The organism is Frigoribacterium sp. RIT-PI-h (assembly GCF_001297205.1).
GTDB lineage: Bacteria > Actinomycetota > Actinomycetes > Actinomycetales > Microbacteriaceae > Frigoribacterium.
In genome coordinates this window covers 1-12,049 of the sequence record NZ_LHOZ01000076.1, presented here as the reverse complement: position 1 = coordinate 12,049, position 12,049 = coordinate 1, and the positions used below count along the sequence as shown (strand labels likewise).

Here is a 12,049-nt window from a genome sequence, read left to right as displayed (position 1 = left end):
GCTCGGCTACCTCACGGCCGTCGCCGCGACCCACGTGTCCGTCACGGGCGTCGGCAGCGCCACGACCACGATCTGGGCCGGCAGTGGGCTGAGCCTGTACCTGCTGGGACTCGTCGGTGCCGCGGCCGTGACCCTCGACCGGTTGCCGAGGATCGCCCCGCCGGCCGGTGCCCTGGTCGCCGTGCTCGCGGTGGCGGCCGCGGCCCCCACCGTCATCGCGTCGTTCGGCCCCGTGGCCGACGTCCGTCCGAGCTCGGGCCGCATCCTGTCGGCCTACGTCACGGCGGAGGCCGAGGCGACGCCCGACGTCGGGACGCTCGTCCTCACGCCTCAGCCGGACGGCTCGCTCGCCGTGTCGCTCGAGCACGGGCAGGGAGCGACGCTCGACGACCAGTCGACGCTCGACTCGACCGCCCAACGCCTCACCTCGGTCAACGAGGACCTGACCGTCCTGGCCGGGAACCTCGTCAGCCGCAGTGGTTTCGACCCGACCGACGACCTGCGTCGACTCGGTGTCGGGTTCGTGCTGCTGACGGCCACCGACGACGACGGCGACGCCGACCGGCTCGGCCAGCGCGCGGGCGAGGCCCTCGACGCCGACGCCGACTTCCTGCCCGTCGGCGACACGTCCAACGGCCTGCTCTGGCGCTACGTGGAGGCGCAGGACGAGCGCGACGCGCGTCCGGCTGCCGGACCCTTGCGTCCGATCGTCCTGATCAGCTGGGGGCTCGTCTTCGGTTCCGCCCTGCTGCTCGCCATCCCGACGTCGCCGCGGCGACGTCGATCCCGGGCCGGGACGCCCGAGGCCGAGCAGCCCGCCACGACCTTCGACGAGGAGCGAGATGAATAAGCGATCGGTCTTCTCCACGACGGGACGAGTGGCGGTCGGCGGCGTCGGCCTCGCCGTCGCCGCGGCGGTCGTCGGGGGTGCCGCGGTCGTGCGCCTTCCCTCGTTCGAGACGGTGCCGGCGGGCCAGCTCGTGACCCCGGTGCCCGTGGACCAGCAGCGGGTCTGCACCGGTGCGCTGTTGCAGCTCTCGGACGCGGAGGGTCAGCAGGCCACGACCGCGAGTTCGGTCGGTCGGGCCGCCGTCGCCCGGCAGTCGGGCGAGGGCGAGGTCGCCGTCGAGGAACTCGCCGGTGCCGACGGCAGCGACTCGCGGCCGTCCGTGGTCACCGCGCCCGTCGAGGGCAGCGACGTGCCCCTCGTCGCGGCGGCCCAGAGCCAGTCGGTCGACGAGGGCGACCTGCGTGGCTTCGCCTCGGCGCCGTGCACCGAGCCCACGAGCTCGACGTGGCTGATCGGCGGCTCGACCGAGACGGGGCGCGTGTCGCTCATCAGCCTCGTGAACCCCAGCGAGGTGAACGCCACCGTCGACCTCGACATCCGGTCCGAGACCGGCGAGGTGCAGGGCCCCGGCATCGACGGCATCGTCGTCGCGCCACGCAGCCAGAAGGTGGTGCCGCTCTCGGGCTTCGCGACCGGACTCGTCTCGCCGGCCGTCCACGTGTCGAGTCGTGGTGGGCAGATCGTCGCCACCCTCCAGCAGAGCGTCGTCCGGACCCTCGAACCCGGCGGTGTGGACATCGTGACCGGGTCCGCCGCACCCTCGCGCGAGTCGGTCGTCACGGGGATCGTCGTCCGCGATTCGGCGAACCTCGAGGGTGCGCTGGCCGATCCGTCGTCCTCCGACCTCCAATCCGTGCTGCGCGTCCTCGTTCCGGGCCAGGATTCCGCTCAGGTAAGCGCCTCCTTGGCCACCGACGACGGTACCGGCACCACGTTCGAGACCCGGGTCGAGGGGGGTCGCGTGACCGACGTGCCGATCGACGGGCTCGAGGACGGTGTCTACACCGCCACCGTGCGGCCGTCCACGGCCGTGGCCGTCGCCGCCCGCACCTCCCCCGTCGCCGCCGCAGCGGGAGGCGTGGACCTGAGCTGGGCCGCCCCGTCGCCGCGCCTCTCGGGTGACACCGAGGCCGTCGTGCCCGACGGTGAGGGCGGACGCCTCTGGCTCGCGAACCCCGGTCAGGACGCCGTGACGGCCGAGGTCACGGTGGGTGACGGCGACGAGCGGGGCGGCGAGGCGCCCGGGGGGCGACGGTCGGCGCCGACGTGGCCTCGGGCGACGCCGTCCGGCCCGAGGAGGCCGACGGCCTGCGGGCGGGTGTCAGCTTCTCGGCACCCGCAGCCATCGCCGCCTGGCCGGTGACCTCACCGTTCCCGGCGTCGACGCCCGTGACCGTCTACCCCTGACGGCCCGACGGCCTGACGGCCCGACCGCCCGACGGCCTGACGGCCCGGCCTCGCCGACCGTCGGCGCGACCCCGACGGCAGACACGGCCCCGACGATCGAGTGGTTCAGCCGTCGCGCCAGCGGTCGGGCGCGAGCTCCCACGGGTCCTTGCCGAGCAGATCGGCCACGGCGCGGAACACGTACCCCTCGACGAGCACACGGTGGTTCCACTCGTCCTCGGCGGCACCCCGTCGGTCTTGCGACGGTGCGGGCCGTTCGATCGGCAGGCGGTACAGCACCACCCGGCCGGCGGCCCGGTCGACCGACCAGCGTTCGACGCGGGTGCGGTCGGGTTCGGCGGGGAGGCCGGCGACCTCGAACGACGTGTCGGCGAGTTCGTCGGGCCATGCCTCGCGCAGGTAGTCGGCGGTGGCGGCCACGATGTCGTCGAAGAGATCGACCCGCGTGCGCAGGAAGGGCAGGTGGGGCCCGGCGGCCGACGACCGCAACCCGCGCCCGTGGCGGTCGCGCCGACGGGACCGGTCGGTGACGCGTGCGGGGCGGGCCTTGCTCATCCGCCCATCGTAGGCCCGGCGCGGAGGCGCGGGTCGGCCCCCGGGGGACCTCGCGATAGTCTGTCCGCCAGATGAACGGTCGACCCTGCAGCAAGGTGACGTGCCACGACGAGGCCGTCGCGACGCTGACGTACGTGTACGCCGACTCGATGGTCGTCGTCGGGCCCCTGAGCGACCGCGTCGAGCCGCACGGTTACGACCTCTGCGCCCGCCACGCGGGCTCGTTGTCGGTCCCGCAGGGCTGGCAGGTCCTGCGCCGGGTAGTTTTGGGCCATGACCTCTGAGAACACCCCCGTCGACCTGACCGCCTTCGTCAAGACCTACGACGTCCGTGGGCTGGTCGGCAGCCAGCTCACCGACGAGGTGGTGGAGGCGTTCGGTGCGGCGTTCGCCGACGAGATCGACGGCGCCGGCCGCGACCTGGTCGTCGGCCACGACATGCGCGACTCCTCGCCGGGCTTCGCCGACGCCTTCGCCCGCGGCGCCCGCGCCCGGGGTGCGAACGTCGTCGCGCTGGGCCTGTGCTCGACCGACGAGTCGTACTTCGCCTCCGGCTCGCTCGACGCCCCGGCGGCCATGTTCACCGCGAGCCACAACCCGGCCACCTACAACGGCATCAAGATGAGCCGGGCCGGTGCCCAGGGCATCAGCCTCGACACGGGGCTGTCCTCTATCCGTGACCGCGCCTCCTCGTTCCTGGCCGACGGCATCGAGGCCGTCGCCGAGCCCGGCACCGTCCGAGAGCACGACGCGCTGCCCGACTACGCCGCCTACCTGCGCGGACTGGTCGACCTCTCCGGCATCCGGCCCATCACGGTCGTCGTCGACGCGGGCAACGGCATGGGCGGCCTGACGGTCCCGGCGGTGCTGGGCGAGGCCGCGGGCCTGCCGAAGCTGCCGATCGAGATCATCCCGCTGTACTTCGAACTCGACGGAACCTTCCCCAACCACGAGGCCAACCCCCTCGACCCGGCGAACATCGTCGACCTGCAGAAAGCCGTCCTCGAGCACGGGGCCGACCTGGGGCTGGCGTTCGACGGTGATGCCGACCGCTGCTTCGTCGTCGACGAGAAGGGCGACGCCGTGACCCCGTCGGCCGTGGCCGCGATCGTCGCCGTCCGCGAGATCGCGCGCGTCCGTGCCGCCGAGCCCGACGCCGAGATCTCGGTGATCCACAACCTGATCACGTCGCGCGCGGTGCCCGAGGCCATCGAGGCCGCCGGGGCGACCCCGGTGCGCACCCGCGTCGGCCACTCGCTGATCAAGGACGAGATGCGGTCGACCGGCGCGATCTTCGGCGGTGAGCACTCGGCGCACTACTACTTCCGCGACTTCTGGAGCGCCGACAACGGCATGTTGGCCGCCATGCACGTCCTGGCCGAGTTCGGGGCGCAGGCGGAGCCGCTCTCGACCCTGACCGACCGCTACACGCCCTACGCGGCGAGCGGCGAGATCAACTCGACCGTCACCGACGTGCCGGCGGCGTACGCGCGCATCGTCGAGGCCTATGCCGGGGTCGGCGACTTCGACGAGCTCGACGGGCTCACGGTCAGCGGGACGTCCGACGACGGGTTCTGGTGGTTCAACGGCCGGCCGTCGAACACCGCGCCGTTGCTGCGCCTCAACGCCGGGGCGGCGACGCCCGCCGGCATGGAGCGCGTCCGTGACGACGTCCTCGGGCTGATCCGCGGCTGACGGCCGACCGAGCTCCGGCCGTGGACGGGTCCGTTACCCCCTGGGGGTATCCTGGCGATCAGATGACACGGGCAGGAGGCGCGGGTGGCGCAGCAGGGTGAGCACACGACGACGAGGCACGTCGGCTACAGCGGCGACAAGGAGCAGATCGTCAAGCGTCTGCGCCGGGCCGAGGGTCAGGTGCGGGGCATCCAGCGCATGGTCGAGGACGACACGTACTGCATCGACGTGCTGACCCAGGTGAGCGCGGCCACGCGGGCCCTCGAGACCGTGGCGCTCCAGTTGCTCGAGGACCACCTCGCCCACTGCGTCGCCCAGGCCGCCCGCGAAGGAGGCGACGTCGCGGACGCCAAGGTCCGCGAGGCGTCGGCGGCGATCGCGAGGCTCGTCCGGTCGTGAACCCGAGTCGCGCGGCCGGCCACGACGGCGACGGTCAGCGGCGGGGGAAGCCCGGGACGGTCTCGGTCAGTGCCGGGGTCAGGCGGTCGAGCAGTGCGGACTCGCGGGCCAGGGCGGCGGACTCGCGCTGACGACGGAGCGCCGAGACGCCGGCCAGGAGGAACTCGGGTTCGCCGGACGGCACGGGCGAGACGTACGGCGTCGCCTCGGCCGCCAGCTCGTCGGCGACACGTCGTCGGCTGGCGGGGGAGAGCTGCGGTGCCTGCTGCAGGAACGACGCGATGCGACGGGCCAGGCCGTCGGGCAGGCGCCCGACGTCCGCGATCTCGGCCCAGCCCTGCAGGTGCGACGGCACGCCGTAGACCACGTGGGCGGCCTTGGACACACGCTCGTTGCGACTGTAGGTGCCGGCCATCAGGTCGCCCAGGCGGCGGGACGAGCCGTTCAGCAGGGCGACGACGACGGCCAGGCCGCCACTGGTCGAGACGATCTCGAGCAGCCCCACGAGTGCCCGGGTGAGGGCGTGGCGCAGGCCGATCGCGCCTCCGTCGGTGCGGACGATGCGCGCCCCCACGGCGAGTTTGCCCAGGGACCGACCGTGGCTCGCGGTCTCGACCACCGTCGGCACGACGATGAAGCAGATCGCGATCGACGCGACGAGGAACGCCTGCGACAGCGCGTCGTCCAGCACCCCGCCCTCGTTGAGCAGCGAGACGAGCAGCAACGCGCCGACGAGCAACAGGGCGTAGGCCAGGTAGTCGATGAGCACGCCGGCGGCCCGCAGCACGAAGCTCGTCGGCCGGAGGTCGAGAGCCACCGCCTCGCCCGTGACGAGCTCGTCCCCGCCCGCCGTGAAGGCCTCGACCTGGTCGGGGCGCAGCACCACCGGGGAGGCGCCTCGTGCCTTCGTGCGGGACATGCCTAGTATCTAAGCAGAATGGACATCGACGCCTACGCCGCCGCCCACGGCCACGACTGGGCCGAGCTCGACCGCCTCGCCCGGCGCGGCCGACTGAGCGGGCCGGAAGCCGACGAGCTCGTGCGCCTATACCAGTCCGGGGCCGGTCATCTGTCGGCGCTGAAGACGGCGACCGGCGACTCGGTGGTGGCCGACCGGCTCTCGATGTCCCTGTCGCGAGCACGACTCCGCTTCACGGGTGCCGGCCGCAACCTGTTCAGCCAGCTGCCCACCTTCTTCGTCGCGCAGCTGCCGGCCGCCCTCTACCGGGTGCGCTGGCTGTCGCTCGTGCTGACGCTCGTGACGGTCGTCGTCGCGGCGGTGTTCGCGATCTGGGCGGCGAACACGCCCGCGCTGCTGGCCTCGTTCGGCAGCGAGGAGTTCCGCCGGCAGTTCGCCGAGCAGGACTTCGTGAACTACTACTCCGAGAGCGCCTCGACCTCGTTCACCGGCCAGGTGTGGACGAACAACGCGTACATCGCGGCCCAGTGCGTGGCCTTCGGGATCACCGGGGTCTGGGTGCCTTACGCGATCCTCAGCAACGCCATGAACGTCGGCATCTCGGCCGGGCTCATGGCCGATCAGGGGCGGCTCGACCAGTTCTTCCTGTACATCGCTCCCCACGGCCAGCTCGAGCTCTACAGCATCTTCGTCGCCGGGGCGGCCGGTCTGATGATCTTCTGGTCCTGGGTGGCGCCCGGTGCCCGCACCCGGGGGCAGGCGTTGGCACAGGACGGCCGCGCACTCGTGACCATCGCCGTCGGGCTGATGCTCTCGTTGCTGGTCTCGGGCGTCATCGAGGGGTTCGTCACCCGGCAGGCGTGGCCGTGGCCGATCAAGATCGGCATCGGCACCGTGGCCTTGCTCGGCTTCCTGGCCTACCAGTGGCTGCTCGGCGGGCGGGCCCACCGAGCCGGGCAGACCGGCGACCTCGACGAGTTCGAAGCCGGGGCGAGGCAGCTCGTCGCCGACTGATCCTGCGTCGCCGCCCCGCCCCGCGCCTCCGTCAGAGGCGACCGGCCGCCTTGAGCGCGAGGTAGCGGTCGGCCAGGGCGGGGGGCAGGTCGGCCGGCGCCCCGGTCACGACGTCGGCGCCGACCTGACGCAGGGCGGCGGCGACACGGCCCTGGTCGAGCCGGGCACGCTCGGCGGAGGCCGCCCGGTAGACCTCGTCGCGGGTGCCGCGTCGCGAGACCGACTCGTCGAGGGCCGGATCGGTGACCGACGCCACGACGACGAGGTGCTGGCGGGTCAGCGGGGGGATCGCGGCGAGCAGCGAGCGGGGAGCGGCGGGGCTGGCGACCGTGGTCGCCAGGACGACCAGCGCCCGGCGGGACGTCACCGAGCGGACGAGAGCAGGCACGGCGGACCAGTCGGTCTCGACGAGTTCGGGCTCGACCGGAGCCATGGTCTCGACCATCGACGACAGCAGGGCGGGCCCGGTCGCGCCCTGGACGCGGCCCCGGACCCGACGGTCGAAGAGGACGACGTCGACCCGGTCGCCGGCCCTCGAGGCCAACGCCCCGAGCAGCAGGGCCGACTCGAAAGCGGTGTCGAGCCGGGGTTCGTCGTCGATGCGAGCCGCCGACGTGCGCCCCGTGTCGACCACGACGACCACCCGACGGTCGCGCTCGGGTCGCCAGGGGCGCCCGACGAGGTCGTCGCGGCGGGCGGTCGCCCGCCAGTCGATGGAGCGGACGTCGTCCCCTCGGACGTACTCGCGCAGGCTGTCGAACTCGGTGCCCTGGCCGCGGATCATCACGCTCGTGCGGCCGTCGAGCTCTCGCAGCCGGGCCAGGCGGGAGGGCAGGCGCTTGCGCGACGAGAACCGCGGCAGCACGCGCCCCGCGCCGGGCACCCCGCGCGTCGCCTGTCGACCGGCGCGCCGCAGCGGGCCGACGGTCCGGACGGTGACGCCTCCGGCGCGGCGCTCGCCCCGACGGAACGGGGTCAGCGTCACGGTGAGGGTCGCGGCCCGTCCCGGCCGCAGGGAGAGACGGCGGCGGGCGGGGGTGGCGCCGGCCGACGGCTGCCCGGCGTCCCGCCGGAGTCCGCGCGGGGCGCGGCGACCGCCGTTCACCACGGTCAGCCGGGCGGGTGCGCTCTCGCCGAGGCGGATCGCCCCGGGCACCTCGCGCCGGATCGGGAGCGGCCGGGGCGAGGCCGCGGGGGCCACGTCGACCACGGTCAGCGTCGTGACGACGCCGAGCCAGCCGACGATCGCCCAGCCGCTGCCCGTGACGACGACGGGCACGACGCCGAATGCGACGAGCGCGACGAACCAACCGGTGATCGCCATGGCTAGAGCGGCACCCGGACCTGCTGCAGGACCGAGCGGACGATGCCGTCGGCGTCGACGCCCTCGAGCTCGGCCTCGGGTCGCAGCTGCAGGCGGTGTCGCAGCACGGGCAGGGCCATGGCCTGGACGTGGTCGGGCGTGACGTGGTCGAAGCCGGTCAGCCACGCCCACGCCTTCGAGGCGGCGAGCAGGGCCGTCGATCCGCGGGGGCTCACGCCGATCTTCACCGACGGGCTCTCGCGCGTGGCCCGGGCCAGGTCGACCATGTAGGCGAGCACGTCGGGGGAGGCGCCGACGCGGGCCACCTCGGCCTGGGCGCGGGCGAGGTCGTCGGGGCCGAGCACCGGGGTGACGCCGGCGGCCCGCAGGTCGCGGGGCGAGAAGCCCGCGGCGTGGCGGCTCAGCACCTCGACCTCGGCCTCGCGCGGCGGCAGGTCGAGGGTGAGCTTCATCAGGAACCGGTCGAGCTGGGCCTCGGGCAGCGTGTAGGTGCCCTCGTACTCGACGGGGTTCATGGTCGCCGCGACCAGGAACGGCGTCGGCAGTGCGCGGCTGACGCCATCGACCGAGACCTGGCGCTCCTCCATCGCCTCGAGCAGCGCGGACTGGGTCTTGGGCGGCGTGCGGTTGATCTCGTCGGCGAGCAGCACGTTGGTGAACACGGGGCCGGCCCGGAAGTCGAACTCGCCCGACTTCGCGTCGTAGACGAGCGACCCGGTGATGTCGCCGGGCATCAGGTCGGGCGTGAACTGCACCCGGGCGGTGTCGAGCGACAGCGAGTGGCTGAGGGCGCGCACGAGCAGCGTCTTGGCCACGCCGGGGACGCCCTCGAGCAGGGCGTGCCCCTGTGCCAGCAGGGTGACGATCAGGCCCGTCACGGCACCGTCCTGGGCCACGACGGCCTTGCCGACCTCGGTTCGGACTCGGGCGAAGGTCTGCTGCAGTTCTGAGCTCATCTGGTGGGGTCCTCCGGGGTGGGGATCGGAGCGGGGGCGAGCGGACGAGGCGCAGGAGGCGCGGGTCGGGTCACGACGGAGCCACCGCCCGTCGCACCGCGCGCTCGAGGTCGAGCAGGCTGTCGCTCATCGAGACGAGTTCGCGGTCGTCGGCCGGGTCGGCATCCACGAGGACGTGCCGGAGGCCCCGGGGGTCGGCCGAGGTGAGAGCGGCCACCCGGGCGACGACGTCGTCGACCGAGGCGGTCGACGACAGGCCCGTCGCTCGCGCGAGTCGCCCGAACGTGCCGATGCGGAGCTGGTCGAGGGCGTGGCGGCGCTGCCCGGACCGTTCGTACAGCCGGGCGCGACCCTCGGTGGTCTCGGACGCCTTGACTATCACCGGCAGGCGCTCGACGACGAGGGAGCCGAGGCGTCGACCCCGCCACACCATGGCAGCCACTCCGGCCAGGAGGAGCACCACCAGCGACGGCGTCACCCACGGGGGCGTGAGGGTGGCGAGCGTGCCCTGGCCCTCGGGCAGGTCGCCGGCCGAGGGCAGGTACCAGGTCAGTTCGGAGGACCCGCCGAGCAGGGCGAGCGCGAAGGCCGCGTCGTCGTCCGTCGCGATCGCGCCGTTGGTCAGGGCGCCCGTGGCACCCAGGACGGACACCCTCGCGTCGCCGTCGTCGAGCTCGACGAGTCCGTAGCCGTCGTCGGTGGGCAGGCAGCGGACGGCGCCCGGGGCGTCGACGGCGTAGGCGACCCCCGTGACGTCGACCCGGGACGCCTGCTCGAGGGCCGGTGACGAGCAGGCGGGTGCGGCCGTGCCGTCCTCGACCGGGGCGGCCACGGCCACGCCCGGGGCCACGCTGTCGAGCGCGGCGGACCCGGGGGAGAGGAGCACGAGGTGGGAGGCCGCCGTCGCGAGGCGCCGCCACTGGTCGCCGACCAGGAACCCGGAGGCGTCGTCGACGCGGAGCGTGCCGTCGCCCGACCCGAGCCGGTCGAGGGCGTCGCCGAGGGGGGTCGTCACGGTCACGTCGACGCCCTGCCGCCCGAGCACCTCGACGAGTGCCTTCGCCCCGCCGGGAGCGGCGGTCGCGGGGCCGAGGGCGCGCCCCGCGCCCGAGCCCGAGCCGACGAGGAGTGTCGCCGCGACGCCGAGCGCCAGGACGAGGGCGAGTGCGACCCAGAACCGCGCACGGCGGAGCGACGCCGTGACGGTGGGGGTCGAGACCGTGCCGGTCTCGGCGGAGGGTGCGGTGACGGTCACGCGTCCACCCGCCGGGACGACGTCACGCGCCGGTCGAGCTCGACGACGGCCTGGTAGGCCTCGTCGGTGCCGGGGCGGTCGAGGTAGCGGGCGCCGTCGAAGGCGGTGGCGGCGTCCGCGAAACCCGCCCGGAGCTCGGGGAAGACGTCGCCCGCCCGGCGGGCCACGTCGCGTGCCGTGGTGCCGGGGGAGACCGCGACGTCGCCCCGCTCGGCCAGCGAGCGGGCGATCGCCCGGAAGGCCTCGGCGACGGCGAGCGTCAGGTCGCCGCGGGAGGCGGCCGCCCGGGCCGCGGCACGCATGGCGTGGCGGTCGCGGACGTCGGCGTCGCCGAAGAGGCCGAGGTCGCGGGCGGACCGGCGGTTCAGCCGCGGCACGCCGTAGACGAGCAGCACGACCACGACGACCACCACGACGACCACGAGCAGCACGATCGCCGCGACCGCCGGCGCCCCCTCGGTCCCCCCGAACCGGATCGAACCGAGCCAGTCCCAGAACGCCTGCGCCGCACGGTCGAGCCACGACGGCTGCGCCGCCACGTACTCGGGCCCGGTGAGCTCGCGCAGGACCTCGCGCCGGGCGTCGTCGGCGTCGGGGGTCAGCGGGGGCCCGGCGGCGAAGGGCAGGGGACTCACCAGCGGGGTGCTCCCGGGTGCGTCGTCGGGGTGAGCGGGACCTCGGGCGTGCGGTACGGGTCGGGTTGCCCCTCGGCCGACCGTCCGCCGCGCTCGACGTAGCGGACGAGTTCGAGGTCGAGCCCCTCGGTGCGGATGCGCCGGTCGATGTAGACGAGGCCGGCCGACGCCGCCTGCAGCACGGAGCCGATCGCGCCGATGACCGCCGTGATGCCCAGGGGCACGGCGTAGGGGCCCGCCGTCAAGGCGCGGAAGGCCGGGTCGGTCACGTCGCCCGGGGGGGCGAGCGTGCCGGTCAGGACGCTGAACAGCACCGAGAAGGGCGTCGCGACGACCTGCGACGCGACCTGGATCATGAGGAACACCAGCGCGATCACGCCGAAGGTCCGCCAGAAGGAGGCGCGGGTCAGCGACCACGAGCGCCTCACCGCCGCGCCGAGGGTCATCCGCTCGAGCACGATCGCGCTCGGCACGAGGCAGGTCTTGACGGTCAGCCACACCCCGAGCACGAGGAGACCCAGCCCGAGCAGGACCCCGACCCCGATGCCGACAGCGATGCTCGGGCCCGAACCGACGGCCACGCCGCCGACGACGACGCCGGCCACGAGGGCCAGCGCCAGGACGGAGGCGGCGGGGGGCAGGGCGGACCAGCCGACGAGGGAGCCGGGGCGGCGCTGGGCCGGCGCCCAGGGGCGGCCGAGTGGCAGCGTCGCTCCGAGCGTCGGACGGGCGGTCTCGAGCGCGAAGAGCCCCTGGAGCAGGGCCGTGACGATCGCCTGCAGGGCGACCGGCACGAGTGCCGCCGCGGCCGCGACGGCGTCGGCGCCGGCCAGCGCCGCGTCACGGGCGCGGGGGAGGGCCTGTTCGACCCGCCCGAAGGCCAGGAAGGCGCTGCCGCCGGTGATCGCGACGGTCACGACGAGCAGGACGACCTGCGACAGCAGGGCCGTGCCGAACGTGGTGCGCGGGTTGCGGCGGAAGACCTGGAACGAGGCGCCCAGGATCTCGCCGAAGGTCAGAGGGCGCAGCGGCACGAGGCC

General features: G+C 74.2%; 12 protein-coding genes. 5 read left to right on the top strand and 7 right to left on the bottom strand.

The window, feature by feature from the left end; genetic code table 11:
- The first annotated feature begins 842 nt into the window (after window positions 1-842).
- Window positions 843-2,213 (top strand): DUF5719 family protein, encoded by a 1,371-nt coding sequence (locus tag AEQ27_RS10430; protein WP_152970309.1) that lies wholly within the window; start codon window positions 843-845, stop codon window positions 2,211-2,213.
- A gap of 149 nt (window positions 2,214-2,362) precedes the next feature.
- On the opposite strand, the gene AEQ27_RS10425 is transcribed toward AEQ27_RS10430, so the two are convergent.
- Window positions 2,363-2,812 (bottom strand): metallopeptidase family protein, encoded by a 450-nt coding sequence (locus tag AEQ27_RS10425; RefSeq protein WP_054146595.1) that lies wholly within the window; start codon window positions 2,810-2,812, stop codon window positions 2,363-2,365.
- Between the two features lie 71 nt (window positions 2,813-2,883).
- Between AEQ27_RS10425 and AEQ27_RS10420 the strand changes: the two genes are divergently transcribed.
- The 3 genes from AEQ27_RS10420 (at window position 2,884) to AEQ27_RS10410 (ending at window position 4,906) form a co-directional block, all read left to right on the top strand.
- Window positions 2,884-3,096 (top strand): DUF3499 family protein, encoded by a 213-nt coding sequence (locus AEQ27_RS10420; protein WP_054146594.1) that lies wholly within the window; start codon window positions 2,884-2,886, stop codon window positions 3,094-3,096.
- Complete coding sequence (locus AEQ27_RS10415; RefSeq protein WP_054146593.1) at window positions 3,086-4,507, top strand: phosphomannomutase/phosphoglucomutase; 1,422 nt, start codon at window positions 3,086-3,088, stop codon at window positions 4,505-4,507. The genes AEQ27_RS10420 and AEQ27_RS10415 overlap by 11 nt, the downstream gene beginning before the upstream one ends.
- A gap of 147 nt (window positions 4,508-4,654) precedes the next feature.
- Window positions 4,655-4,906 carry a metal-sensitive transcriptional regulator gene (locus tag AEQ27_RS10410; protein WP_233568399.1) on the top strand — a complete coding sequence of 84 codons (252 nt, stop codon included), beginning with the start codon at window positions 4,655-4,657 and terminating at the stop codon, window positions 4,904-4,906.
- A 34-nt stretch (window positions 4,907-4,940) separates the two neighbouring features.
- On the opposite strand, the gene AEQ27_RS10405 is transcribed toward AEQ27_RS10410, so the two are convergent.
- Window positions 4,941-5,825: an RDD family protein gene (locus AEQ27_RS10405; protein WP_082383443.1), complete on the bottom strand. Its 885-nt coding sequence runs from the start codon at window positions 5,823-5,825 to the stop codon at window positions 4,941-4,943.
- A gap of 18 nt (window positions 5,826-5,843) precedes the next feature.
- Between AEQ27_RS10405 and AEQ27_RS10400 the strand changes: the two genes are divergently transcribed.
- The gene (locus AEQ27_RS10400; protein ID WP_054146591.1) at window positions 5,844-6,839 is read left to right on the top strand and encodes a stage II sporulation protein M; all 996 of its coding nucleotides are present in this window, start codon (window positions 5,844-5,846) and stop codon (window positions 6,837-6,839) included.
- A gap of 31 nt (window positions 6,840-6,870) precedes the next feature.
- On the opposite strand, the gene AEQ27_RS10395 is transcribed toward AEQ27_RS10400, so the two are convergent.
- The 5 genes from AEQ27_RS10395 to AEQ27_RS17825 form a co-directional block, all read right to left on the bottom strand.
- Window positions 6,871-8,163 (bottom strand): DUF58 domain-containing protein, encoded by a 1,293-nt coding sequence (locus AEQ27_RS10395; RefSeq protein ID WP_054146590.1) that lies wholly within the window; start codon window positions 8,161-8,163, stop codon window positions 6,871-6,873.
- Window positions 8,164-8,165: 2 nt separating this feature from the next.
- Window positions 8,166-9,119: a MoxR family ATPase gene (locus AEQ27_RS10390; protein ID WP_054146589.1), complete on the bottom strand. Its 954-nt coding sequence runs from the start codon at window positions 9,117-9,119 to the stop codon at window positions 8,166-8,168.
- 70 nt (window positions 9,120-9,189) lie between these two features.
- Complete coding sequence (locus tag AEQ27_RS10385; protein WP_054146588.1) at window positions 9,190-10,374, bottom strand: DUF4350 domain-containing protein; 1,185 nt, start codon at window positions 10,372-10,374, stop codon at window positions 9,190-9,192.
- Window positions 10,371-11,009: a DUF4129 domain-containing protein gene (locus AEQ27_RS10380; RefSeq protein ID WP_054146587.1), complete on the bottom strand. Its 639-nt coding sequence runs from the start codon at window positions 11,007-11,009 to the stop codon at window positions 10,371-10,373. Before AEQ27_RS10380 ends, AEQ27_RS10385 begins: the two co-directional genes overlap by 4 nt.
- Window positions 11,006-12,049: hypothetical protein (locus AEQ27_RS17825; RefSeq protein ID WP_054146586.1), on the bottom strand; the 1,044-nt coding region annotated here is incomplete at its 5' end. The genes AEQ27_RS10380 and AEQ27_RS17825, both read right to left, overlap by 4 nt.

Coding starts and splice junctions, on each gene's coding strand:
- AEQ27_RS10430 (WP_152970309.1), top strand. CDS start 843: ATGAATAAGCGATCGGTCTTCTCCACGACGGGACGAGTGGCGGTCGGC.
- AEQ27_RS10425 (WP_054146595.1), bottom strand. CDS start 2,812: ATGAGCAAGGCCCGCCCCGCACGCGTCACCGACCGGTCCCGTCGGCGC.
- AEQ27_RS10420 (WP_054146594.1), top strand. CDS start 2,884: ATGAACGGTCGACCCTGCAGCAAGGTGACGTGCCACGACGAGGCCGTC.
- AEQ27_RS10415 (WP_054146593.1), top strand. CDS start 3,086: ATGACCTCTGAGAACACCCCCGTCGACCTGACCGCCTTCGTCAAGACC.
- AEQ27_RS10405 (WP_082383443.1), bottom strand. CDS start 5,825: ATGTCCCGCACGAAGGCACGAGGCGCCTCCCCGGTGGTGCTGCGCCCC.
- AEQ27_RS10400 (WP_054146591.1), top strand. CDS start 5,844: ATGGACATCGACGCCTACGCCGCCGCCCACGGCCACGACTGGGCCGAG.
- AEQ27_RS10395 (WP_054146590.1), bottom strand. CDS start 8,163: ATGGCGATCACCGGTTGGTTCGTCGCGCTCGTCGCATTCGGCGTCGTG.
- AEQ27_RS10390 (WP_054146589.1), bottom strand. CDS start 9,119: ATGAGCTCAGAACTGCAGCAGACCTTCGCCCGAGTCCGAACCGAGGTC.